Consider the following 24,591-nt stretch of genomic DNA (forward strand, 5'->3'; position numbering starts at 1 on the left):
TTCGACGGCGATTTTGGGGGTGGAAAGCTGCCACAACCCCATCTACGTTCAAAGAGTGAAACAATTGCAATCCACAGCCGCCTATGAGGTAGAAACCGCGGGCGAAAGTGGGGGCAAATGTGATTGCTGTGGCAATGAGAGCTGGAGCGTTTGGGGCTATATCCATGAAGTGGATGGCGCGACGGTTGCTGCCTACTTCATGCACTGGACGGTTGGGCATCTGTACGACCGGGGCGCTAATCTCGATTTGGTTCTGGGACCGTGGGGCGATGGCACAACTCGCACTGAACGCTACTGCGTAGCGCTTTTACATCGTGAGCAGCATGATGGCTCGCCATCACTCATGGTCATCGATGCCGCAAGCAGGCCAATCGCTGACGGAACCTTAGCTGCAACTACGCTGACAAGAGATGAAGTGATCGGTACGCCTCTCGCGCCACAGGTCTTCGCGATTGTCGACGCCATTTACGAGCAGGACGGTCGCTTTTCTGATTGGCGCGACCCAACCGGTCGATTGCCGCCATTGCATCCAGATCGGCGCCGAAAGACCTAAATGGGGTGGGGAGCAGCTGCTCGCTCACAATCTTTCGTCACCCCGGACTTGATCCGGGGTCCATTCTTCCAACGCTGCGCCTAGTGGACCCCGGATCAAGTCCGGGGTGACGATGTTGAATAAGTCCGCCTCCGGTCGCAAGCGGTCGGCCTATATTCCCGGGCCGGCGACCGGGTCAGGCCCCCAGCCGCACCGTGCCGCCGCGAATCCAGCCCCAGCGGCACGGCCCCTGATATTCGCGGGCGTTGGCGACCGATTTGCCGACCCCGCACATATCCTTGTCGGTGCCCGGCGCCGCAAAGACGATGCCGAACCAGGCGTCATCGTCGGCGGCTTCGCACAGCGACACCGGCGTGCCGCCGGCGAGGCGCGCCTTGGCGACGCGCGTTTCGCCCGGCGCCCAATAGACATCGGTGCCGCCGTCCTTGACCCGGCTGATGCTCGAACAGGCGGGCAAGGTCGGGCCTTCGGTGCCGATCATCACCGCGCGCGTCGCGATCGGCGCGCCGCCGGCGAGCTTCGCATTGTCGGGCGGCGGCGCCGGCTGGGAGCATCCGGCAAGCGCGAGCGCCGACAGGCTGAAGAGGGCACAGGTGGGGCGAAGGGCAAAAAGCGTCGTCATGCCGCCGAAACTAGCCGCCGCGGCGCGCCGGCGCAACGTCCCGTCTCATCGCGCCCGAAGGCGCATTTTCGCTTGGGTTTTGCCCCCCTGGACCCTATATGATCGGCATGACGGATACCCCTGAAACCCCGGCGCCCGCATCGAGCGCCAAGCAGCCCAATTCCAATGCCTATGGCGCCGATTCGATCAAGGTCCTCAAGGGCCTCGACGCCGTGCGCAAGCGTCCCGGCATGTATATCGGCGACACCGATGACGGTTCGGGGCTGCACCACATGGTGTTCGAGGTGTCGGACAATGCGATCGACGAAGCGCTCGCGGGGCATTGCGACCTCGTCCTGATCACGCTGAACAGCGATGGATCGGTCAGCGTCGAGGATAATGGCCGCGGCATCCCGACCGACATCCATGCCGAAGAGGGCGTTTCGGCGGCCGAGGTCATCATGACCCAGCTCCACGCGGGCGGGAAGTTCGAGAATACGAGCGACGACAACGCCTATAAGGTGTCGGGCGGCCTCCACGGCGTCGGCGTCAGCGTGGTCAACGCGCTGTCCGAATGGCTGGAGCTGACGGTCTGGCGCGACGGCGAAGAGCATTGGATGCGCTTCGAGCATGGCGACGCGGTCGCACCGCTCGAGGTTCGCGGCCCCGCGCCGGCGGGCAAGAAGGGCACCCGCGTGACCTTCTGCGCATCGACCGACACGTTCAAGAATGTCACCGAGTTCGATTTCGACAAGCTCGAGCATCGCTATCGCGAGCTCGCTTTCCTGAACTCGGGCGTACGCATCAAGCTCGTCGATGCGCGCCATGCCGAGCATGTCACGCACGACCTGTTCTATGAGGGCGGCATCGCGGCGTTCGTCAAATATCTCGATCGCAACAAGACCCCGCTGCTGCCCGATCCGATCGCGATCAGCAGCGAACGCGACGGCATCGGCATCGACGTCGCGCTCGAGTGGAACGACAGCTATTATGAAAATGTCCTCTGCTTCACCAACAACATCCCGCAGCGCGACGGCGGCACCCACCTCGCGGCGTTCCGCGCCGCGCTGACCCGCACGATCAACAGCTATGGCGAAAAGTCGGGCGTCCTCAAGAAAGAGAAGGTCAGCCTGACCGGCGACGACATGCGCGAAGGGCTGACCGCGATCGTCTCGGTCAAGCTGCCCGATCCCAAATTTTCGTCGCAGACCAAGGACAAGCTCGTCTCGTCCGAGGTTCGTCAGCCGCTGGAGAGCCTGATGGCCGACCGCATGACCGAGTGGCTCGAGGAGAATCCCGCGCATGCCAAGGCGGTGGTGCAAAAGATCGTCGACGCCGCCGCGGCACGCGAGGCAGCGCGCAAGGCGCGCGAACTGACGCGGCGCAAGGGCGCGATGGACATCGCCTCGCTCCCCGGCAAGCTCGCGGACTGCCAGGAGCGCGATCCGTCGAAATGCGAACTCTTCCTCGTCGAGGGCGATTCGGCAGGCGGCTCCGCGAAACAGGGCCGCGACCGGCACGTCCAGGCGATCCTGCCGCTGAAGGGCAAGATATTGAACGTCGAGCGGGCCCGTTTCGACCGCATCATCTCGTCGAAGGAAGTCGGCACGCTGATCCAGGCGCTCGGCACCGGGATTCGCGACGAATTCAACATCGGCAAGCTGCGCTATCACAAGATCGTGATCATGACCGACGCCGATGTCGACGGCGCGCATATCCGCACCTTGCTCCTCACCTTCTTCTATCGCCAGATGCCCGAGATCATCGAGAACGGGCATCTCTACATCGCGCAGCCGCCGCTCTACAAAGTCGCGAAGGGGCGGAGCGAAGTGTATCTGAAGGACGATACGGCGCTCGAAAATTATCTGGTCGATGCGGGGATTGATGCGCTGCTGCTCGAAACCCCGGGCGGGGCACGGTCGGGCCAGGACCTGCGCGGGCTGATCGAACATGGACGCCGGATGCGCGCGTTGATGCGCTATGTCCCGCGTACGCTCGATCATGGTCTCGTCGAGGCCCTTGCCCTCGCGGGCGCGCTCGATCCGGCGCTCGACACCGCGGGCCGGCACAGCGCCGCCGCGACGGCGGCGAAATGGCTCAACACCGCCGAACGTGCGCTGACCGGCGGGGCCGAAGCGGTCTGGACGGTCGAAGCTGTCGAAGGCGGCGGCTATACGCTCGAACGGCGTTGGCGCGGCGTGAGCGATCATCATGCGATCGATGCCGCCTTTCTGGCGAGCCAGGAGGCGCGCCGCTTGCATTTGCTGGCGAGCGAGCAAGCCGAAACCTATGCGAGCCCCGCGCGGCTGGTGAAGGGCGGCGCCGCCGCGGCGGCGATCGAAACCGAAGACGAGGGCGGAGACGGCGAGGCGATTGCGGCCGCGAGCGCCAAGGCCAGCCCGGTGACGCGCCCGTCCGAATTGCTGGACGCGATTTTCGCGTTCAGTCGCCGGGGCCTGTCGATCAGCCGCTACAAGGGACTGGGCGAGATGAATGCCGAACAGCTCTGGGAAACGACGCTCGATCCCGCCAACCGCTCGCTGCTGCGCGTCGAGGCCGAACAGGCCGACGTGGCGCACGAGATTTTCGAACGGCTGATGGGCGACGAAGTCGAGCCCCGGCGTGATTTCATCCAGACCAACGCGTTAAGTGTCGCGAATCTGGACGTTTAATGCCATTCGCATCCCGAAAGGCGCCGTTTCGGGTTCCGCCATTAGGCGCGGATTCGGCGCGGCCGGACGCGCTTTGCTTGCGCAAGGCCGCGCGCGCTGCTGTTGAGCCACTCACCTGATGAGGGGGAGGGCGACATGCGCCGGTCGATTGCCATCACGCTGCCGTTTCTGCTCGCCGCGCCGGCGATCGCACAAGATCAGTTCACCGCGCCCGACGGCACCGATATCGGCAGCGGCACCGCAAGCTATTATGGCGACGAACTTGCGGGGAACCGAACCGCGAGCGGCGAACGCTTCGACCCCGACGAGCTGACCGCCGCGCATCGCACCCTGGCCTTCGGCAGCCGCGTCCGCGTCACCAACCTTGCCAACGGGCAAAGCGTTATCGTTCGCATCAACGATCGCGGGCCGTTCAGCCGTGGCCGCGTGATCGACGTCAGCCACGCCGCGGCGCGCGAAATCGACATGGAGCGTGCGGGTACCGCCAGGGTCAGCATGACGCTGCTCGACGACGACACCCAATTTGCGTCGGCGGACGACACTGGCGTTGCCGTGGGCGCCGCCAACTAGGGCCGGGCCCCTAGTCGAACACCGACCAGCCTGCCGCATAGGCGAAATGCTCGAGCGCGAACGCGCCGACGAGCGACGTGCCCGCCTCGTTGAGCCCCGGCGACCACACCGCGATCGATCCCTGTCCCGGCGCGATGCACAGGATGCCACCGCCGACTCCGCTCTTTCCCGGCAGGCCGACGCGAAAGGCGAACTCGCCCGAATTGTCGTAATGGCCGCAGAGCATCATGATCGCGTTGATGCGCCGCGCGCGGTGCGCGTCGATCAGCTGTTCGCCGGTTCGCGGGTCGCGACCCTCCATCGCGAGGAACAGCCCGGCGCGGGCAAGCTGGCGGCAGCTCATCGCGATCGCGCATTGGCGGAAATAGACGCCGAGCGCGGTTTCGACCGGATGGTGCAGATTGCCGAACGCCTGCATGAAATAGCCAAGGCTGCGATTGCGCGCGCCGCTGGCTGCCTCCGACCGCGCGACCTCATGGTCGATCGCGACCGAATCGTCGCCGGCGCGGGCGCGCATGAAGTCGACGATCTCCGCGATCGTCGCATCGGCGTCGCGCCCGTCGATCAGCCGGTCGGTGGTCGCGATCGCGCCGGCGTTGATCAGCGGATTGCGCGGGATGCCGCGCTCGCTTTCGAGCTGGACGATCGAGTTGAACGCGCTGCCCGACGGTTCGCGCCCGACGCTGTCCCACAGCGAACTGCCGACCCGGCGCAGCGCGAGGGCCAGCGTGAAGACCTTCGACACCGACTGGATCGAGAAAGGGATGTCGGAATCGCCCCGGGCATGGACGGTGCCGTCGGGAAGCGCGAGGGCGAAACCGAAACGGTCGGGATCGACCCCGGCGAGCGCCGGGATATAGTCGGCGACCCTGCCCAGTCCGCGGTGCGGCAGGGCGGTTTCATAGGCTTCGGCGACGCAGCGGGCGAGATCGGGCATGGGGCTGTTTTTAGCAACTTCGCTCACAATTGCATTTATTTTCATTTTTTCGAAAATGTTGTAGAAATGCAAAACGAATCGCAGCGAAGGAGAGTGGACATGGCCGAGCAGCATCGCCCGAAGGGGCTGGCGAGCGCGATCAGTTACCGGGACAGCAAGGCGGCGTTCCGCTGGCTGGAGCAGGCGTTCGGGTTCGAGCCGCTGTTCGTGCTGCTCGACGAGGACGGCAATCTGGCGCACAGCGAAATGGGCTATGGCGCGTCGGTGGTGATGGTCGGCAACGAATGGTCGGACGACCACAGGAGCCCCGCCTCGATCGGCGGCAAGAATACGCAGAGCGTCCACGTCCAGCTGGACGCCGGCGAGGATATCGACGCGCATTGCGACGCGGCGCGCGCCGCGGGCGCCGCGATCCTGGCCGAACCCGAGACGCAATTCTATGGCGACCGCACCTATCGCGCCAAGGACCCCGAAGGCCATATCTGGACCTTTGGCGTCACGGTCGCGGCGAAGACCGCCGCCGAGTGGGACGCCGAGGGCGGCTTTACCACCAAGACGCGGCTCGACGATTGAGCGCCGCGCTCGACCGCACCTTTGCCGCGCTCGCCGACCCGCGCCGGCGGCGCGCGGTCGAGTTGCTCGGCCGGCGGCCGCACAGCGCCGGCGAGCTCGCCGGGGCGCTGGGCCTCGCCCCGCCCGCGATGAGCCGGCACCTGAAGGCGCTGAAAGAAGGCGGGCTGATCGAAGACAGCTATCCGAGCTTCGACGCGCGCGTCCGCGTTTATCGGCTGAAGGACGGCGCGACCGACGCGTTGAAACGCTGGCTCGCGGAGACCGAGCGCCTGTGGGCCGACCAGCTCGCGGCCTTCAAGGCGCATGCCGAACGCGACCGGCCGTGAGCGCCGCGGTGATCGTCGCGCTGCGCGTCGCCGCGTCGCCGCTGCACGCCTTCGAGGTCTTCACGCGGGAGATCGGCGCCTGGTGGCACAGCCATCCGCTGTTCGAGCTGGCGCGCGGCGGCGACGGGGTGCTGCGATTCGACCCCGAGGGGGCGGACGGACGCCTGGTGACGCGCCTTGCCGACGGCAGCGAATGGGAGATCGGGCGGGTGCGCGCATGGCAGCCCGGCGAACGGCTCGCCTTCGACTGGCGGATGCCGAGCTTTGCGGAGGGCCAGAGCACCGCCGTCGAGGTACGGTTCGAGGCCGTGGGCGCGGAAACGCGCGTCACCGTCGAGCATCGCGGCTGGGACACGATCCCGCAGCGCCACGCCGCTCGCCACGGCTTCCCGCTGCTCCCGCTCCAGCAGCGATTGGGCGAGCATTGGCGCGGCCTGCTGGCGGCGATGGCCGGGCGGCTTTAGCGCCCCAGGTCCGGCCGCAGGGTCGCAGCGGGTCCTTGCCAGCGGCGCGGGGCGAGCCTATCCCCGCGCACATGTCGCCGCCGGGCCCCACGATCAGCGCTCGCCGCCGGAATTTCCTGTCCCTGATCCCGCTCACATCGACGCGCGACGCCGAGCCCGCCGACATCGGCGCGGGACCGCGGACGCTGGCGATCGCGCTGGCGCTGCTGATCACCGCGGGGCTGTTGGTGGTACTCCTGTCGTTCCAGCTTGGCGGGCAGGCCGACCATCGCGACGAAGTGGTCACGGTCGTTCGGCTGGAGGCCGCGGGCGATTCGGCCGAATCGCCCGAGCCCGACGCCCCCGAAAGCGCGCCGGCCGAAACGGCGCCGACGCCGCAACCGGCCGAAACCGAGCCGGAACCGGAAACCCCCACCCTGCCGCCGCCGCCGATCCCCCAGCCGGCGGCCGCAGCGCCGCCGCCGCCCAGCGAGCAACCCCCCGCGCCGCGGCGCCCGCGCGCGGTACTGCGCCCGTCGAACGGCCAGGTCTATGGCCCGCCGGGCAGCGGCGGGGCGTCGTCGGGCGACACCGAGCAGGTCGGGACCGCACCCAACGGCGAACCGCTCTATGCCGCCGCCTGGTACCGCGAGCCGAGCGACGACGAGCTGCGCGGCTATCTGTCCACCGCCAGCGGTCCGGGCTGGGGCCTGATCGCGTGCCGCACCGCGCCCGAATATCGCGTCGAGGATTGCGTGGGGCTGGACGAATATCCGACAGGATCGCAGATCACCCGCGCGATCCTGGCCGCCGCCTGGCAATTTCGTGTCCGCCCGCCGCGCCGCGGCGGACGGCCGATGGTCGGCAGCTGGGTCCGCATCCGCATCGATTACGCCACCGGGCGGCGATAGCCGCGGGCAACGCCCCACGCGCCGCGCGCCGCGGCTCCAGTCTGTGAGGCGACCGGAATGCACCGGGCAGACGTGCACCGCGTCATGGACAAGCGTCTGCGAAACAGTCGGCAGCGCCCCCAGATCAGGATGAGGTCCCTGCTTGCGCGCCCCCACCACCGGGTGTTCAACGGACTGGACGGCATCGTCGCATATTTTGCACCATCCGTGTTACGGCTTTCGCTGGTTCGATGGTCTTTCAGGAGGATGGAAGTCTTGGCCGCCTGCTGTCGCGATGATTGACGACGACGAACTCGAGCACTGGTTTTGCCAGGAGGTGTTGCCGCGCGAGCGGGCGCTCATGCGCTACGTCCGCCGCAACTGCCGCGATCCCGAGGAAGCCGTCGACGTCCGGCAGGACGTGTATGTCCGCGCGCTCAACGGGGCGCGGCGCGGCTTGCCGGACGAGCCGCTGTTCTATCTTCTCACCATCGCGCGTAATATCCTGATCAATCGCGCGCGCCGGGCGAAGATCGTCTCGTTCGAACTTGTCGCCGACGTCGAAAGCCTGAACTGGGACGACATGGCCTATTCGAGCGAACGCCAGCTGGACGCCCGCGACGACCTTCGGCGGGCGCAAGCCGGCCTCGACCAGCTGCCGCCGCGGTGCCGCGATGTGGTCCGGCTGCGTCGTGTCGAAGGATTGTCGACGAACGAGGTCGCCGACCAACTGGGGGTCAGCACGCACACCGTCGAGCGTCAACTGACCCTCGGGATGCGCGCGCTCGTCGATTTCATGCTGGGCGGATCCGGGCGCATCGTCCGCTGGGACGGCAAGCGCCGGAAGATATCGTCATGAACCGTGCGGCGGATATCGAAGCGCGCGCGGCCGAATGGCTGGCGCGCCGGAGCGAGCCCGGATGGTCGTCCGCCGAGCAGCTCGCGCTCGATGGCTGGCTGGCCGAAGCGATGGAGCATAAGGCGGCGTTCTGGCGCCTCGATCACGGCATGCGCCAGTTCGACCGCGCCGTCCCGGCCGCCGAACCGGCCCCGCCGCCCCCTTCCCGCGAGCGAGGTCGCTGGCGGCACCGGGTCGTGGCGGCGGCAGCGTCGATTCTGATCGTCGTCCTGATCGGCTGGTCGATCTGGCCGGGCGGAGGCCCCGCCGAACCCCGCACGCTTGTCGCCGAAACGGTGGTTGGCGGCCGCGGATCGATGAGCTTCAGCGACGGAAGCAAGGTCGAACTCAATACCGCGAGCAAGGCGCGGGCGCGCTTTGGCGAACGGCGCCGCGAGGTCTGGCTCGATCGGGGCGAAGCCTATTTCGAGGTGGCGCACGACGCGAGCCGGCCTTTCGTCGTTCACGCGGGCGATGCCCGGGTCACGGTCCTGGGCACGAAATTCAGCGTGCGCCGAGACGGCGACCGGCTTCGGGTAGCGGTTACCGAAGGGCGGGTGCGGCTCGACGGCGGAGCCGTCGACGATAGCGGCCGGCCAACGCTGATCGTTGCGGGAGACACCGCGATCATGCGCGACGATGCGGTGCTCCTGACATCGCGATCGATGCAGCGCGTCGAAGATGAGCTGGCCTGGCGACGCGGCTTGTTGCGCTTCGACCAGGAGAGCCTGGCCGGCGCTGCCGCCGAATTCAACCGGTACAATCATCGCCGGATCGAGATCGCTGATCCCGATGTGGCCGCGATCCGAATCGGCGGTTCCTTTCAGGCGCGCAACGCCGACGCGTTCGTGCGGTTGTTGCAGGATGCCTATGGGCTGCGCGTCGAGCGCAGGGAGGACCGGATCATAATTTCCGACTGACCCGTTACGGGAATCGGGCGGCCGATTGTCCTTCCTGATCGGGGGCCTCAAAAAGAGCTCCGAAGACAGGGGACGATTATGTCGGAGAGGATTCGAGCCGCGCTCGTCGCGAGTGCCTGCATTTACAGCTGCATCAGCGCGTCGCCGGCAATGGCGCAGGTGCGGGATTACAATATTGCGGCAGGCAGCCTGCAAGCGGCGCTCGATAGCTGGAGCCGGCAGTCGGGCCGGGATATCATCTATCGCAGCGAGGATATGCGCGGGCTGCGCAGCAAGGGGCTGCACGCCCGCATGGCTGCCGACCAGGCACTTGCGGCGCTGCTTTCGGGAACCGGCCTGACTTCGCGGATCGATGCCAGCGGCGCGGCCGCTGTCGTCCGCGCCGGTGCGATGCAGCCCGAACCCGCTACCGACGATGCCGGTGGCGGCATCGAGGACATCGTCGTGACAGCACGCCGGACCGCCGAGCGGGGACAGACGGTACCGGTGTCGATCAGTGCCTTCACGCAGGACAATCTGCGTGAGAACGGCATATCGAACGGAACCGACCTCCAGAATTTCACGCCGTCGCTGTCGGTGCTTGGCGACGTCGCGCGCAATCAGGAAACCTATACGATCCGCGGCATGGGCGGCAATGGCGGCCCCGGCACCGGCAGCGGCCCCGGCGTCGTCGGCTATTTCGCCGAAGTGCCGTCGAGCGTGAGCGGTCCGGGCAATTTCTATGACCTTGCCTCGTTGCAGGTGCTCAAGGGGCCGCAAGGCACGCTGTTCGGTCGCAACACCACCGGCGGTGCGGTGCTGATGGAGCCCGCGCGGCCGAAGCTGAATGCGGTCGAAGGCTATGTCGACCTGACGCTCGGCAGCCTCGACCGCAAGAGCGGCCAGGGTGCGCTGAACATTCCGCTCGTCGACGATGTGCTGGCGATCCGCGTCGCCGGACAGTTCGACGACCGCCGCGGCTATGTCCGCGACGTGGCGACGGGCCGCGACTATCTGAACCGCAACAATTACAGCCTGCGGTTCGGCTTGCAGTTCAACCCGACCGACGCGTTCCGCAGCTACACTGCGGTCAGCTATGTCGACGTCAAGGAACACGGCGGCGGCAGCATATTGCTGGCGGTCAATCCCGCCCGCCCCTATGCCGCGTTGCTCGAGCCCTATCTGCTCGCCCAGCAGGCGCGGGGCGTCCGCGAAACCGAGCTCAGCGTGCCGACGCGCGAGGTCGCAAAAAGCCTGCTGATCCTCAACAACAGCGAATGGCAGGCGAGCGATACGCTGACGATCAAGAATATCGTCAGCTACGCCCGCACGCGTTCGACGAGCGCGACCGACCGCGATTCGACGCCGCTGCCGATCGCCGATCTGCTCGGCGCCTATCCCGGCAGCTACAACAATAATCTGCGCACGATTACCGAGGAATTGCAGCTCCGCTACGACGACGGCACGCTGCGCGTCCAGCTCGGCGGCTTCTTCCTCGACCAGAAAACGCCGTCGCCGCTGACGTTCCAGACGGTGAATCCGTTGCAGACGCTGGGCATATTGGGCGGCGGGCCGCTGATCCTGCCGCCGGCGTTGCAAGCCGCGCTCGGCGCCGACGGCCCCCTGCTGCCGGCGCTCAGCCTGCAACCGAGCGCACATGTCGACGGGCGCAGCAAGGCGCTCTATGCGCAGGCGCAATATAAGCTGACGCCCGAACTGACCGCGACCGCCGGGTTTCGCTGGACATGGGACCGCTTCGGCGGCGACATCCAGGCCTATCAGGCCGCCGAAAGCTATGATGTCTTCAACCAGCTCGCGGCGCTTGGCGTGATCAGCACCGCACAGGCGGCGCAGGTCATCGGGCTCAACGCCGACCTTTGCGTCTACGACGCCTATAAGGCGGTCGCGGCGGGCGGGTTTCCGACCCTCTATTATCCCGATTGCACGGCCCCGACCTTCAGCGGCAAGAGCGACGGGCCGACCTGGCAGCTCGGGCTCGACTGGCAGCCCGATTCCAGGACGCTGCTCTATGCCGTGTCGCGCCGGGGGTATAAGTCGGGCGCCAGCAACCCGATCGTCTCGCTGTTCCTCGGGCAGGACCATCCGCTCTTCGCGGTCAAACCCGAACAGGTCACCGATGCCGAAATCGGCGTGAAGCGCGACTGGACGATCGGCACGGTCCGCGCGCGGACGAACATTGCCGCTTTCTACACATGGTTCAGCGACATCCAGGTCATTCAGCGCGCCGCCATCGCCGGATCGGACATATTGACCAACGCCCAGCGCGCGCGGGTGATGGGCGTCGAGTTCGAGGGGATGCTGATCCCTTTCGACGGGCTGACGCTGAGCGGCGTCTATTCGTATAATTCGCCCAAATATCTGAAATACGACACGATCGCGATCCCTGCGATCCCCGAAGCACTGACCGCGGAGCAGCCGAGCCGCGACCTGTCGGGCACGCCCTTTTCCTTTGTGCCGAAACACAAGTTCAGCGTGAACGCAAAGCTCGACCTGCCGATCCCCGAAGCCGAAGGCGAAATGGCGATCAGCGCCAACTGGTCCTATCAATCGAGCCAGCGGGTGACGCCCGAGACGCAGCCGTTCGATACGATCGACGGCTATGGCCTGCTGAACCTGCGCTTCGAGTGGAACGATGCGCGTGGAATGCCGATCGATTTCGCCCTTTACGGGACCAATGTCCTCGGCCGGAAATATCGCGTCACCGCGAACCCCAGCTATAATAATTCGGGGTTCATCAACTCGATCTACGGCGAGCCCGCGCAATATGGCGTGCAGCTCCGCTACCGCTTCTGAGGCCCGCGATGAAGAAACGCCTCTTCCTCGCCGCGGGTCTTGCGCTGACCTGCGCCGGGTGCCTCCCCCCGGCGCAGGTCAGCTCTCCAGGCGATGCCGGAGCGCATGTCCCGGATGCAGCCCAAGCGGTGCTTTTGGCGAAGGCCGGCGCCGCAGGGGCAACCGACCTGGTCCCGAGCGCCGGACCGGGAGGCGGGACCATAATGAACGGCAGGCTGTCCGGACGCCGGTTCGTGCTTGCCGTGCCGGCGAACTGGACCGGCGAGGCGGTGTTGTTCGGACAGGGCTATGCCACCCCGGGGTCGGAGCCGACCGTGCCCGACGATCCGATCGCCAAGGATCCCGGCGGCGGGATGCTGCGGCATATCTATGCCAAGGGCCTCGCCGTCGGAATCGCCGCCTTCGACAAATCGGGAATCGCAACCGAGAGCGGCGCAAAGAACACGCTGCTCCTGCACGACCTCGTCGTCAAACTCGATGCGACACGCCAATATGTCGCAGGCGGGTCGATGGGCGGCAGCATCGTGATGGCGCTGATCGAGCGCTATCCCGACGCGTTCGACGGAGCCTTGTCGATGTGCGGCGTTACCGAGGGATGGCTGCCGCTGATCGCGCGCCTTGCCGACATGCGTGCGACCTATAATGTGCTCACCGAAGGCACGCCCTACGCGCTGCCGGGCACGAAGGACGTGACCCGGTCGGCGTTGCCGACCGTCCCGCCGGCAGGCGATGCGACGCCGGGAGATGCCTTTCGAGAGCAACAGAAGATGAAGCTGCTGATGCCCGTCTTCGCCCTCTTCACCGCCGCCAGCGACGATCCGGACGGGCGCGAGGCGAAGATCGCAAGCCAGCTTGCCGCGATCACCGGCTTTGCGCCCGATCCGGCGGCGATCGGTGCCCCTCTCTATACCGCGGCGCTTGGCATGGACGACATCGTCGCGACAATGGGCGGCCTTCCCGTCGGCAATGTCGGCAAGGTCTATGCCCCGCCGCAGATGACCGACGCCGAAACCGAAGCCTTCAATCGGACCATCCAGCGCTTTGCCGCCGCACCGCAAGCCATTGCCTATGCGCGCCGCTGGCACCAGGCGACGGGGCATTTTCGCGTGCCGCTCGTCACGGTCCACCAGACGCTCGACTCGCTCGTTCCCTTCTCCCAGTCCGAAGGACTCGGACGCGCCGTCGCCAGCGCCGGAAACGGCGCGCGGCTTGCGCAATATGAAGTGCCGGCCACGCGTTTTGCACTGCCCGGCGGGCTCGAAGGCTATACCCACTGCGGCTTTTCGCCCGACCAGAATATCGCGGCATTCGAGGCGATGCGCCAATGGGTCGTGACCGGACGCCGGCCGGGGCCGGAGGCGGTGCGATGACCGAAGGCGGCATGATCGACCGGCGCGAGATACTGGGCCTCGGCGTCGCGGCATCGGTGGCCGCGGCCATGCCCGCGCGGGCGGCGGCAAGCGGTTCCGCGCCCTTCCTGTGGGGCGCCGCGACGGCGGGGCACCAGATAGAGGGCAATAATGTAAACGCCGATATCTGGCTGCTCGAACAGGTCGAGCCGACCGTCTTCGCCGAACCTTCGGGCGACGCCTGCGACAGCCTGCACCGCTGGCGCGAGGATGTGGGCATCGTCCGGTCGCTGGGGCTCAACGCCTATCGCTTTTCGGTCGAATGGGCGCGCGTCGAGCCTGCGCCGGGCGAATTCAGCCAGGCCTATCTCGATCATTATGCCCGCATCGTCGATCATTGCCGCGCACAGGGATTGGCGCCCGTCGTCACCTTCAACCATTTCACGACGCCGCGCTGGTTCGCCGCCGCGGGCGGGTGGGAGCAGTCGGGGGCGCCCGAACTGTTCGCGCGGTACTGCGACCGGGTCTCGCGCGCGATGGCGGACGGAATCAGCCACGCATTGACCTTCAACGAACCCAATCTCGCGCTTGGCGGACGCTGGGCCGCGGAACCGCCGCCGCCCGCATTCATGGAGCGCATGATGGCGTGCCGTGCCGCGGCAGCGAAAGCGAGCGGGTCGGACCGCTTCTCGCTGCTCAACGGCGGCGATCCCGCGCCGATGATCCCTGGCGTCACGCAGGCGCATGTCCTCGCGCGCGCCGCGATCCGGGCGGCGCGTAGCGATCTGCCGGTCGGGCTCAGTCTCGCGATTCCCGACGAGGTCGCAACCGTTCCGGACAGCGCGATCGAACGCAAGCGCACCGATGTCTATGGTCCTTTCTTCGCGGTGATCGGCGACGATGATTTCCTCGGCATCCAAACCTATGGCCGCGACTATATCGGTCGGGACCGCGCGGTCCCGATGCCTGCCGACGCTCCCAGGCGCGCGGACGGGCGGGAGTGGTTTCCGGCCGCGGTCGGGCATGTCGTGCGCTATGCGCATCGGGCGACGGGGCTGCCCATCCTCGTCACCGAAAATGGCATCGATGCCGCCGACGACAGCGAGCGCGTCCGGTTCCTTCCCGAAGCGATCGCCTCGGTCGAGGCCGCGATGGCCGACGGGGTGCCGGTGCTCGGCTATCTCCACTGGTCGCTGCTCGACAATTTCGAATGGATGTCCGGCTATGAGCCCCGCTACGGCCTCGTCGCGGTGGATCGCAAGACGTTCAAGCGCAGCCCCAAGCCGAGCGCCCGCCTGTTCGGCGACATCGCCCGCGCGGGAGGGACAGGCGTTCGATGACGTTCCATAGCGCCCTCGCCGCTATCGCGCTCCTGCTCGGCCCACTGGCGCCGGCGGTGGCCGGGCCCGTCGACCTGCCTGCCGCGACAACGCCGTCAGCCGAAGCCAGGGCCGGCCTCGCGGCGAACGACGCCCGTACGCCGCCACCTGGGACGATCGAAGGGCGGCGTGCCTGGTCCGAGGCGGTCCAGCAGGAGATCGGCAGGCCGCGCCTCGCGCGTTATCGCGTCGCGATGGCCGAAAGCCGCCTCGCCGGCGTATCCGTACGGATCTTCACGCCGCCCGGCGCCCGCGACGACGGCCCCGTCCTGCTCAACCTGCACGGTGGCGGCTTCGTCGTCGATGCCGGATCAATCACCGAAAATGCCGCACTCGCAGCATTGACCGGCTATCGCATCGTCGCCGTTCGTTACCGGTTAATGCCCGATCATCGCTTCCCGGATGCGGTCGACGATGCACTCGCGGTCTATCGCGCGCTCGTCACCCGGCATTCCGCGGATCGGATAGCGGTGTTCGGCACGTCGGCCGGCGCGATCCTTTCGGCCGAACTGGTTTCGCGCCTCAAGGCCGAAGCACTTCCGCTTCCGGCGGCGCTGGGCTTCTTCTCGGGCAGTGCCGACCTGATGCGGCCGGGCGACAGTATGATCCTGTTCGGCGATCCCCAAACCGCGGCGGCGCTCGGGCGTGCCTATGCGGACGATCCGGCCGACCCGCTCGTTTCGCCGCTGCGCGGATCGCTGGCCGGATGGCCGCCGACCCTGTGCATCAGCAGCGGACGCGATTTCCTGCTCAGCGCGACCGCCGATTTCTGCCGGGCGCTCGACAAGGCCGGCGTTTCGGCCAATCTGATCCTGTTCGACGGCCTGCCGCATGCGTTCTGGAGCTATATCGATGCGCCCGAAACCGATGCCGCTTTCGAGGCGATGGCGCGCTTTTTCCGCGCACGATTGGAGAATGGGACATGAAATATCTGTTTGCCGCCGCGATGCTGGTCGCTCCCGCCATGTCCTCGGCGCAGGAGGTGGCGGTGCCGGCGTTCACGCTGCCCGCATCGAACCAGCTCAGCGAGGCGGCGAGGCAGGTGCTCGTGCGGATGAAGGCGGCGACCGCTCCCGCCGAGATCGCCGGCGACGTGGCGAAGCAGCGCGCCTATTATCAATCCTATAACGACGACCGGCTGGCCGAGATGCGCCGTCATTTCGATACGACGGAACGCCACACGAAACTGGGCGGCGTTCCCGTCGATATCGTCGAGCCGTCGGCGGGCATTGCCGACGCCAACCGAAACCGCGTTCTGATCAATGTTCACGGCGGCGCCTTCATGTGGGGATCGGGAAGCGGCGCGCTGGTCGAAGCAATTCCCATCGCGGCGACGATGGGCATCAAGGTGGTAACGGTCGACTATCGGCTCACCCCCGAGCATCGCTATCCCGCGGCATCGGAGGATGTCGCCGCAGTATACCGCGCCTTGCTGAAAGACTATCCGGCGCAGTCGATCGGCATCTATGGCTGCTCGGCGGGCGGCGTGATTACCGCGCAGGCGACCGCATGGATCCGCAAGCAGGGACTCGCACCTCCCGGAGCCATCGGGACCTTTTGCGGCACCGGAGCGTCCTATTCGGGCGACAGCCCCTATCTGGCCGGGCCCACGACGGGCGGCGAGCCGCTCGCGGTGCCCGCGCTGCCCGCAACTTTGCCAACCCCCTATCTGGCTGGTGTCGCTGCGAACGATGGCGCGGCGTATCCGCTGCTATCCGACGAGGAAAGTCGGGCAATGCCGCCGACATTGCTGCTGGCCGGAGGGCGCGATTTCGCGGTCAGTGCGCTCACGCTCGCACACCGCCGTCTCGCCCGGCTTGGCGTCGAGAGCGAATTGCAGCTCTTCGACGGCCTGCCGCATGCCTTCTTCGTGTGGCCCGACATGCCCGAATCGATGGAGGCCTATGCGATCATCGCGCGCTTCTTTGACCGTCATCTCGGTCGCAAGGACCGGTGACTTCCCCGCGACCGAAAGGACCCGCCATGCGTTCCGCCTCCCGCCTGCTTGCCGGTTTCGCCGTGTTGGCGTTGCTGGCGCCCGCGCCGCAAGCCGCCGCGCGCAAGATCGACGGTTCCGCCGCAACGCAGCCGTCGCTCTTGCGGCAGGCCGAAGCTCTGGGAGCGACCGACGTCACCGTGCATCCCGCGCCCGACGGCGGGACCCGGCTCAACGGCGAACTTGGCGGTGCGCAGTTCGCGATATCGATGCCGGCCGGATGGACGGGCGACGGCCTGCTCTATGCCCACGGCTACACAACGCCGGGCACGCCGGTCGCGGTGGCCGACGATCCGGTCGCCAAAGGCACGAAATTGCTCGGACAGGCCTATGGCGAAGGTCTGGCGGTCGGGCATAGCGCCTATGACAAGGACGGGCTGGGCGTCGAAACGGGCGTCCGCAATACAACCCGGCTGCGCGACTTCCTGACCGCCCTGGGAGGTAAACGGGTCTATCTGCTCGGCGATTCGATGGGGGGCGGCATCGTTGTCGCCGCGCTCGAGAAGCATCCCGGGAAATTTGCGGGCGGGCTTGCTCGCTGCGGCGTCGTCGATAGCTGGCAAACGCTGCTCGGCCAGATCGTCGACATGCGCCTCGCCTATAATGCGCTTACCCAGGGAACCCCCTATGCATTGCCCGGTGAACAGGACGTGCGACACGATGCGATCGACCCCCGCCCTCCCGTCGGGACCAACGATGCCGCCGCCCAAGCCTATGTCTTCGGGCAAATTGCGAAGGTAGGCCTGCCGCCGCTTGCCCTTTGGGCGGCCGCACAGCAGGATCCCGACGGACCAGAGGCCCGGATCGCGCATCAGGTGACGATGATCGGCGGTTTCGACTATGATGCGGCGGCGCTCGCCTTTCCGCTGGTCACCGCCGCGCTTGGCGCCGACGACATGGCCGCGACCGCCGGCGGGTGGGTCTATGGCAATGTCGGCAAGCCTTATTCGGCGCCGGGCATGACGGCAGAAGAAGAAGCGGCTCTTAACGGCAATATTCAGCGCGTGGCAGAGGCTCCCGCCGCGACCGCCTATCTTGCGAACTGGCACGAAGCGACCGGGCGAATAACCGTTCCGCTCGTCACGCTGCACAACCGCATCGACTCGCTTGTACCTTACGCCCAGGAGGAAGCTCTCGCGCATAAGGTGGCTCAGGCGGGCAACGCACACTGGCTTGTTTCTTATGCCGTTCCCCCCACGCGCGCCGCGCTGCCGATCGGCGGTGTCGAGGGCTATACGCATTGCGGGTTCAGCGACGCCCAGAACAGCGCGGCCTGGGCAGCACTACGCAGATGGGCGGAGACGGGGGATCGTCCAGCCGAGGATCTGATTCAATAGGGTCGGGTCCCATTGATTTGATGGGACGGCTGTGATTGAGGGTCGATGATTATGGTTGGAGGCCCGAGCCGGAATCGAACCGGCGTATACGGATTTGCAGTCCGCTGCGTCACCACTCCGCCATCGGGCCTCATGTTCCGCGAACCGGCCGCGCGGAGCGCAGCGGGTGGGAAGGGTGCGAGGCGCCGCTAGTGATGGCGTTTGCCGTCGTTGTCAAGGATTCGCCTGATCGCCCCGGCCCGCGGGCGCGATGCGGGGTTGGCGGCGGGGCCGCGCACGGCTATGCGCGGCCGCAGCGTGCGGACACGGCGTAGCGCCATTGGGCTGTATTACTATTGCAATACAGCATGGCTTGGGCTAAAACGGTCCCCGCAAGGTCGAAACTCCAGGAACCGGATTGCACCCATGGCGACGAAATTCAGCGAAATAAGTGCAGCAGACATGCGCGCGGCAATGGTCGACAGCCAGCTTCGCCCCAACGACGTCATCGACCCGGCGGTCGTCGCGGCGATGGCGGCGGCCCCGCGCGAGGCGCATGTGCCCGCAGCCCTCGCCAGCGTCGCCTATATGGATCGCGCGATCGCCCTGGGAGGCGGGCGCGTCCTGAACCCGCCGCTCGTCGCCGGGCGGATGCTCGTCGCGGCGGCCGTCCGTCCGGGCCTGCGCGTGCTGCTGATCGGCAGCGCGACCGGCTATCTGGCCGGCCTGCTCGCGCGGCTGGGCGCCGAAGTGCATGCCGTCGAGGAACAGGCCGACCTGATGGCGGCGGCGCAGGCGGCGACGAAGAGCGACACGATTCGCTGGACCGCGGGGCCGCTCGCGGCCGGCGATCCGGCCGGCGCGCCGTTCGATCGCATCATCATCGACGGCGCGATCGACATCCTGCCCGATGCCATTGCCGACCAGCTTGCAGACGGAGGCCGGATCGTCGCCGCGCGCCGCGACGGATCGGTGACGCGGCTCGTCCAGGGGGTCAAGACCGGCGGCGCGATCGCGCTGCGCAGCTTTGCCGACATGGACGTCGCGCCGCTGCCGGGCTTTGCCGCACCGGCGGGCTTCCGCTTCTAACGACGCCCCTCTCCCTCCCTCGTTTTTCAGGCTGGACGCGATGATGCAGACCAAGAACCCGACCCCGACGCTCCGCCGCAGCCACTGGCTTGCCGGGCTTGCGTCGGGCGCGCTGGCACTGTCCTCGCCTGCGGCGGCCGAAACCTTGCAGGGGGCGCTTGCCAAAGCCTATGAAAACAACCCGACGCTGACCGCGGCGCGCGCGGGACAGCGGGCGAACGACGAAAATGTCCCGATCCAGAAAAGCTATGGCCTGCCGTCGCTGGGTGCGCAGGGCGAATATACCGAGAATCTGATCCGCCCGGGCAACAGCTTTTCCTCGCCGACGCGCCTGATCACCGGCGCCGGCCAGCTGTCGGTTCCCATCTATCAGGGCGGCGCGGTGCGCAATGCGGTGAAGGCCGCCAAATATCGCGTCGAAGCGGGACAGGCCGACCTGCGCGCGACCGAAGCGAGCATCTTTTCGCAAGTCGTCGGCGCCTATATGGACGTGATCCGCGACCAGGCGATCGTCCAGCTCAACCAGAATAACGTCTCGGTGCTCAAGACCAATTTGCAGGCGACGAGCGACCGGTTCGAGATCGGCGACCTGACCCGCACCGACGTCGCGCAATCGCAAGCCCGGCTCGCACTGGCCGAGGGCGACCTGCGCGGTGCGGAAGCGAATCTGATCGCCAGCCGCGAATCCTATATCCGGCTGGTCGGCGAAGCCCCGGTCGACTTGCAGCCGCCGCCGCAGCTGCCGAACCTGCCCGCGAGTGCCGAGGACGCGGTTGCGGTCGCACTAAGCGACAATCCCGACATCGCAGCCGCCGACGAACGGCTGAGCGCGTCGCGCGCCGACATCGGCGTCGCGCGGTCGTCGCGGATACCGAAGCTCGATGGCACGGTGAGCGGCAGCTATACGAACTTCCTGGGCTCGCTGTCGAGCGGGGTGCCGGGTGTCGGCGTGTCCCAGACGCAGAAGACCGCCGCAGCCGGGGTGACGCTGACCGTGCCGCTGTTCCAGGGCGGACGCCCGTCGGCGCAAGTCCGCCAGGCGCAGGCGCGCACCAGCCAGGCGATCGAAACCTATGTTGCGACCGAGCGCGACGTGATCGCGCAGACGCGCGGCGCCTATGCCGCGTGGCAGGCGAACGAACGCGTGATCGCCGCCACCCAGCAGGCGGTGAGCGCCAACTCCCTGTCGCTCGAGGGGGTTCGCGCCGAAAACAGCGTCGGCACGCGGTCGATCCTCGACATATTGAATGCCGAGCAGGAATATCTGAACGCGCAGGTCCAGCTCGTGTCGGCCAAGCGCAATTCCTATGTCGCGGCCTTTTCGGTGCTCGCCGCGATGGGCAAGGCCGAAGCGCGCGACCTGGGGATAGAAGGCGGGCCGCTCTACGATCCCGCCGCCAATTACGAACGCGTGAAGGGCCAGATCTGGGACTGGGCCGACGATCCGGCGCCGCAGCAGCAGACGACGTCGACCCGCGACGTCCCCGCCGCCGATGCCAGCGTGCCGCCGGGCGACAATCCGCTGATCGGCCCGGTCGATCCCGAGCGCGGACAATAGGACTTGGCAAAGCGCGCCCCGACCCGGTAAGACATGGTTAACCGCCCGCTTCCGGGCGCGGTTTAAGGGGGCCATATGGGCGACATGTCGCGAGAGCCGTCGATGGAAGATATCCTGTCGTCGATCCGGCGCGTGATTGCGCGCGACGAAACGCCGGGCGCCGCCCGCGGCGAGCGGGCAGCCGACGATATCCTGGACCTTCAGGACGAACAGGCCGATGCCGACCCCGCCGCCGAACCGGCGGACCCGGATACCGACGAGCTGGTATCGGCGGCGAGCGCCGATGCGGCGCGCCAGTCGCTCGAGGCGCTGACCGCCGCGATCGCTCCTGCCGCGCCCGCCAACGCCGCCGCTCCGGCGGGTCCGGGCGGCCGCACGATCGAGGATGTCGTCGTCGATGCGCTGCGCCCGATGCTGAAGCAATGGCTCGACGCGAACCTGCCCGACATGGTCGAAGCGATGGTGGCGAAGGAAATCAGCCGGATCACCGGTCGGCGGCTCTGACGCCTCAGGCGTCCCAGTCCGCCCAGTCTTCGAGCAGGTAACGCGCGATCGCGAGCGGCGGCGGCACCATGAAGAGCGCATCGCTGTCGCCGCCGAGCGCCGCACGCACCTCTGCCCGGTCGACCCACATCGCAGCCTCGATTTCGGTTTCGTCGAGCGTAAGCGCGGAATCGCCCGCCATCGCGTGGCAGCCGACCATTAGCGACGAGGGGAAAGGCCAGGGTTGGCTGGCCACATAGGTCACGTCCGACACGTGAAGCCCGGCTTCCTCGAACAATTCGCGCGCGACCGCTTCCTCGAGCGATTCGCCGGGCTCGACGAACCCCGCGAGCGCCGAAAACATGCCCGGCGGGAATTGCCGCTGGCGCCCGACGAGCACGCGCCCGTCATGTTCGGCAAGCATGATCACGACGGGGTCGACGCGCGGAAAATGCTCGGCACCGCAGTCGCCGCAGCGGCGCCCCCAGCCACCGCGGAATATCTCGGTCGGCGCGCCGCATACGGCGCAGAAGCCATGCCGCGCGTGCCAGTCGACGAGGCTGCGCGCGCCGCCATAGAGCGCCAGATCCTGACGCGAAAGCAGGGGCAGGAGCCGCATGACGGTGCGCGATCGGGCATCGATGCGCGCGCCGCGCGGCGCCTCGCGCACGAAATAGGGAATGCCGCGTTCGTCGCGCCCGAGCAGCATCAGCGCCCGGTCGTCGGCGGGGTCGAGCGCCTCCCACCGCAATCCGCCGCCGTCGCCCGGCACGAAATCGATCCCGTCGAGCGCGAGGCTGCGCGCGCGCGGATCGGCGCAGGCCGCCGCATAGGCGTCGGGATCGGTGCGAAGCTGGTCGGCGCGGTCGAGCCACGCCCCCACGAAGCCGAGCGGATTGGGCATCAGCTCATCACGTCGAGGTAGAAGTTTTTCCCGAAGTCGGCCTGAAACGGCAGCGCGTTGGAGGGCATATATTGCGTGTATCCGCCGACGCGATAGCCCCGCCTGCGATCGACGAAGCCCACCGTGCCCGCGGCGCCCGCCCAGCCGTAAAGCCCTTCGCCCGTCGGCGATGTCGCGAGCGAGACGCGGCCGCCGGCGCCGAAACCTTCGCCTTCGATGAAGGTGCCCTTGCGGTCGATCGCATCGTCGATCAGGTTCGACATCGCGAGCCGCGCCGTTTCCACCTCCATGACGCGCACCCCGTCGGTCTCGCCCTCGCCGAGCAGCATCGCGAGGAAGCGGTCGTAGTCGCGCGCGCTCGACACCAGCCCGCCGCCGCCATAGGGCATCGGGGGCGGGTCGAGATAGATCGAGCTGGTCGCCGGGTCGATCGGGATCAACACCCCGCCGACCGGCGCATAGTTGGTCGTCAACCGGCCGACCTCGCCCGCTGGCACCTGGAACCAGGTGCTCTTCATGCCGAGCGGATCGAAGAGCCGGGCCTTCAGGAAGGCGTCGAAGGGCTGGCCGGACACGACTTCGATGACGCGGCCCATCAGGTCGAGCCCGACCGAATAGCTCCAGTGCGTGCCGGGTTCGTAGACGAGCGGCAGTTCGGCCAGGCGATCGGCGAAGGCCGCGAGACCGGGCGCGGGCGTGACCTTGGGCAGACCCGGAATCGGCAGGCGGCTGACCTGCCCGCCGACGATCCCGGCCTTGTTATAGGCCTCGCGGATCGGTCCCTTCTGGATGATGTCGTATCCGAGCCCCGCGGTGTGGGTGAGCAGGTGCCGGACGGTAATCTGCGTCTTTGCCGCGTGCACCGCAGTGATCGAACCGTCGGGGGTGTCCTGGACCTTCATGTTGCGGAAGGCAGGGAGAAAGTCGGCGATCGGCTGGTCGAGCCCCATCTTGCCGTCCTCGACGAGCAGCATCGCCGCCATCGCGGTGATCGGCTTGGTCATCGAATAGAGGCGCCACAAGGTGTCCGGCCCGACCGCCTTCGTCGAATCCATCGCCTGTGTCCCGGCGCCGAAACAGACCGGCGCCTCCTGGCCCTTGCCGATACAGGCGAGCGTGCCTGCGAGCTCGCGGCGGTCGACGAAACCCGTGATGAAGGCGTTGGTCGCCGGAAAGAGCGCGGCGCCGTCGGCGCGGAACGCAAAGGCCGTGCCGGGCAGGAAGGCCGCGGCGCCGCCGAGCGCCATTCCGCCAAGCAGCCCGCGGCGCGTAATCGTCATCGTCATTCGTCTCTCTCCCGCATCTTGTCGACGAGCTTGCGATAGAGCGTCGGGAGCCCCGCCGCGTCAAGCCTCGCGAGCGGCCACCATTCGCCTTCCGCTGCGGCATCGGGGACTTCGTGACGCACGAGCGCGAGCCGCAGGTTGAAATGGGTGAAGCCGTGGTCGACCGCGACCAGCCCCGACTCGGCGGGCGCGGTCTCGGTCCAGTCGCCGCCGGGCAGCGCCCGCATCCCGCCGAGCATCCCCTTGCCGGGCCGCCGTTCGAGCCAGAGCCGCCCCTCGCGCTCGATCCAGTGGGCGAGGCCGTAGCGTTGCGGCTTGGCCCTTTTCGGCGGCTTCACCGGCAGGTGGTCGATATCCGTGCGTCCGCGCGCGCGGCAGTCGGCCATGACGGGGCAGATCGCGCACGCCGGGACACGCGGCGTGCAGATGGTCGCGCCGAGGTCCATCAACGCCTGCGCGAAATCGCCGGGCCGGGCAGCGGGCACCCACGGCGCCAGCGCCGCCCGGATCGGGCGCTTCGCGGCGGGGAGCGGGGTTTCGATCCACCGGTGGCGCGCGATCACGCGTTCGATGTTCGCATCGACGACGACCGAGGCGCGGCCGAATGCGATCGCCGCGACGGCGGCGGCGGTATAGTCGCCGACCCCCGGCAGGCCGCGCAAGCCCGCCTCGCTGTCGGGAAAGCGGCCGCCGTGAACGGTCACGACCGCGCGCGCGCAGGCGAGCAGGTTGCGCGCACGCGCATAATAGCCGAGCCCCGCCCACGCCGCCATGACGTCGGCATCGTCGGCGGCGGCGAGATCGGCGACGGTGGGCCACCGCGTCGTGAAGCGCAGGAAATAGTCGCGAACCGCCGCGACGGTCGTCTGTTGCAGCATCACCTCTGCCAGCCAGACGCGATAGGGGTCGGGCACCGCGTCGCTGCCCGGCGGCACCCGCCACGGCAGGACCCGCGCCGACCGGTCGTACCAGCCAAGCAGGCGGCCGGCGAAGTCGTCGTTCATCGTGTCGGCAGTGTCGGAAGTCTGGACGCTCACCCCCCGCCTATGGCATGG

23 protein-coding genes and 1 tRNA gene are annotated in these 24,591 nt (G+C 67.6%); 18 read left to right on the forward strand and 6 right to left on the reverse strand.

The window, feature by feature from the left end; genetic code table 11:
- Positions 1-55 precede the first annotated feature (55 nt).
- Positions 56-553 (forward strand): hypothetical protein, encoded by a 498-nt coding sequence (locus tag AC58D2_RS07100; RefSeq protein WP_497388712.1) that lies wholly within the window; start codon positions 56-58, stop codon positions 551-553.
- Positions 554-728: 175 nt separating this feature from the next.
- Here the strand turns inward: AC58D2_RS07100 and AC58D2_RS07105 are convergent, their stop codons facing one another.
- Positions 729-1,175 carry a hypothetical protein gene (locus AC58D2_RS07105; protein WP_497388714.1) on the reverse strand — a complete coding sequence of 149 codons (447 nt, stop codon included), beginning with the start codon at positions 1,173-1,175 and terminating at the stop codon, positions 729-731.
- Positions 1,176-1,273: 98 nt separating this feature from the next.
- Here AC58D2_RS07105 and gyrB point away from each other — a divergent pair, with 98 nt between their 5' ends.
- Complete coding sequence (gene gyrB / locus AC58D2_RS07110) at positions 1,274-3,826, forward strand: DNA topoisomerase (ATP-hydrolyzing) subunit B (protein WP_497388716.1); 2,553 nt, start codon at positions 1,274-1,276, stop codon at positions 3,824-3,826.
- A gap of 135 nt (positions 3,827-3,961) precedes the next feature.
- The gene (locus tag AC58D2_RS07115; protein WP_497388718.1) at positions 3,962-4,396 is read left to right on the forward strand and encodes a septal ring lytic transglycosylase RlpA family protein; all 435 of its coding nucleotides are present in this window, start codon (positions 3,962-3,964) and stop codon (positions 4,394-4,396) included.
- Between the two features lie 10 nt (positions 4,397-4,406).
- Here AC58D2_RS07115 and AC58D2_RS07120 read toward each other — a convergent pair whose 3' ends face one another.
- Positions 4,407-5,333: a glutaminase gene (locus AC58D2_RS07120; RefSeq protein ID WP_497388720.1), complete on the reverse strand. Its 927-nt coding sequence runs from the start codon at positions 5,331-5,333 to the stop codon at positions 4,407-4,409.
- Between the two features lie 99 nt (positions 5,334-5,432).
- On the opposite strand from AC58D2_RS07120, the gene AC58D2_RS07125 reads away from it, so the two are divergent.
- From AC58D2_RS07125 to AC58D2_RS07180, 12 genes are all read left to right on the forward strand, one after another.
- Entirely contained in the window at positions 5,433-5,906 is a 474-nt protein-coding gene (locus AC58D2_RS07125; protein WP_497388722.1) for a VOC family protein, read from the forward strand.
- A complete protein-coding gene (locus tag AC58D2_RS07130; RefSeq protein ID WP_497388724.1) occupies positions 5,903-6,232 on the forward strand; it encodes an ArsR/SmtB family transcription factor in 330 nt (109 codons plus the stop codon). Before AC58D2_RS07125 ends, AC58D2_RS07130 begins: the two co-directional genes overlap by 4 nt.
- Complete coding sequence (locus tag AC58D2_RS07135) at positions 6,229-6,696, forward strand: SRPBCC domain-containing protein (protein WP_497388726.1); 468 nt, start codon at positions 6,229-6,231, stop codon at positions 6,694-6,696. Before AC58D2_RS07130 ends, AC58D2_RS07135 begins: the two co-directional genes overlap by 4 nt.
- A gap of 71 nt (positions 6,697-6,767) precedes the next feature.
- Positions 6,768-7,586: a hypothetical protein gene (locus tag AC58D2_RS07140; RefSeq protein ID WP_497388728.1), complete on the forward strand. Its 819-nt coding sequence runs from the start codon at positions 6,768-6,770 to the stop codon at positions 7,584-7,586.
- 142 nt (positions 7,587-7,728) lie between these two features.
- On the forward strand, positions 7,729-8,424 hold the full coding sequence (locus tag AC58D2_RS07145; protein ID WP_497388730.1) for an RNA polymerase sigma factor: 696 nt from the start codon (positions 7,729-7,731) through the stop codon (positions 8,422-8,424).
- Positions 8,421-9,383 carry a FecR family protein gene (locus AC58D2_RS07150; protein WP_497388732.1) on the forward strand — a complete coding sequence of 321 codons (963 nt, stop codon included), beginning with the start codon at positions 8,421-8,423 and terminating at the stop codon, positions 9,381-9,383. Before AC58D2_RS07145 ends, AC58D2_RS07150 begins: the two co-directional genes overlap by 4 nt.
- 78 nt (positions 9,384-9,461) lie before the next feature.
- The gene (locus tag AC58D2_RS07155) at positions 9,462-12,176 is read left to right on the forward strand and encodes a TonB-dependent receptor (RefSeq protein ID WP_497388734.1); all 2,715 of its coding nucleotides are present in this window, start codon (positions 9,462-9,464) and stop codon (positions 12,174-12,176) included.
- A gap of 8 nt (positions 12,177-12,184) precedes the next feature.
- Positions 12,185-13,546, forward strand: a complete 1,362-nt coding sequence (locus tag AC58D2_RS07160; protein WP_497388736.1) for a hypothetical protein — start codon at positions 12,185-12,187, stop codon at positions 13,544-13,546.
- Complete coding sequence (locus tag AC58D2_RS07165) at positions 13,543-14,865, forward strand: family 1 glycosylhydrolase (RefSeq protein ID WP_497388738.1); 1,323 nt, start codon at positions 13,543-13,545, stop codon at positions 14,863-14,865. The genes AC58D2_RS07160 and AC58D2_RS07165 overlap by 4 nt, the downstream gene beginning before the upstream one ends.
- Positions 14,862-15,830: an alpha/beta hydrolase gene (locus AC58D2_RS07170; protein WP_497388740.1), complete on the forward strand. Its 969-nt coding sequence runs from the start codon at positions 14,862-14,864 to the stop codon at positions 15,828-15,830. The genes AC58D2_RS07165 and AC58D2_RS07170 overlap by 4 nt, the downstream gene beginning before the upstream one ends.
- Positions 15,827-16,861, forward strand: a complete 1,035-nt coding sequence (locus AC58D2_RS07175) for an alpha/beta hydrolase (protein WP_497388742.1) — start codon at positions 15,827-15,829, stop codon at positions 16,859-16,861. The genes AC58D2_RS07170 and AC58D2_RS07175 overlap by 4 nt, the downstream gene beginning before the upstream one ends.
- Before the next feature lie 26 nt (positions 16,862-16,887).
- Positions 16,888-18,237, forward strand: coding sequence for an alpha/beta hydrolase family protein (locus tag AC58D2_RS07180; protein WP_497388744.1), 1,350 nt, complete (start codon positions 16,888-16,890; stop codon positions 18,235-18,237).
- A 56-nt stretch (positions 18,238-18,293) separates the two neighbouring features.
- Here the strand turns inward: AC58D2_RS07180 and AC58D2_RS07185 are convergent.
- Positions 18,294-18,367 (reverse strand) — tRNA-Cys (locus tag AC58D2_RS07185).
- Between the two features lie 275 nt (positions 18,368-18,642).
- On the opposite strand from AC58D2_RS07185, the gene AC58D2_RS07190 reads away from it, so the two are divergent.
- From AC58D2_RS07190 to AC58D2_RS07200, 3 genes are all read left to right on the forward strand, one after another.
- A complete protein-coding gene (locus AC58D2_RS07190; protein WP_497388746.1) occupies positions 18,643-19,305 on the forward strand; it encodes a protein-L-isoaspartate O-methyltransferase family protein in 663 nt (220 codons plus the stop codon).
- 43 nt (positions 19,306-19,348) lie between these two features.
- Positions 19,349-20,863: a TolC family outer membrane protein gene (locus tag AC58D2_RS07195; protein WP_497389305.1), complete on the forward strand. Its 1,515-nt coding sequence runs from the start codon at positions 19,349-19,351 to the stop codon at positions 20,861-20,863.
- A 75-nt stretch (positions 20,864-20,938) separates the two neighbouring features.
- A complete protein-coding gene (locus tag AC58D2_RS07200; protein ID WP_497388748.1) occupies positions 20,939-21,367 on the forward strand; it encodes a DUF2497 domain-containing protein in 429 nt (142 codons plus the stop codon).
- Between the two features lie 4 nt (positions 21,368-21,371).
- Here AC58D2_RS07200 and nudC read toward each other — a convergent pair whose 3' ends face one another.
- The 3 genes from nudC to AC58D2_RS07215 are packed head-to-tail and all read right to left on the reverse strand — an operon-like array spanning position 21,372 to position 24,540.
- The gene (nudC, locus tag AC58D2_RS07205; RefSeq protein ID WP_497388750.1) at positions 21,372-22,250 is read right to left on the reverse strand and encodes an NAD(+) diphosphatase; all 879 of its coding nucleotides are present in this window, start codon (positions 22,248-22,250) and stop codon (positions 21,372-21,374) included.
- The gene (locus tag AC58D2_RS07210; protein WP_497388752.1) at positions 22,250-23,536 is read right to left on the reverse strand and encodes a serine hydrolase domain-containing protein; all 1,287 of its coding nucleotides are present in this window, start codon (positions 23,534-23,536) and stop codon (positions 22,250-22,252) included. The genes nudC and AC58D2_RS07210 overlap by 1 nt, the downstream gene beginning before the upstream one ends.
- Positions 23,533-24,540: an A/G-specific adenine glycosylase gene (locus AC58D2_RS07215; protein WP_497389307.1), complete on the reverse strand. Its 1,008-nt coding sequence runs from the start codon at positions 24,538-24,540 to the stop codon at positions 23,533-23,535. Before AC58D2_RS07215 ends, AC58D2_RS07210 begins: the two co-directional genes overlap by 4 nt.
- Between the last annotated feature and the right edge of the window lie 51 nt (positions 24,541-24,591).

This window comes from Sphingopyxis sp. CR5, from assembly GCF_059693785.1.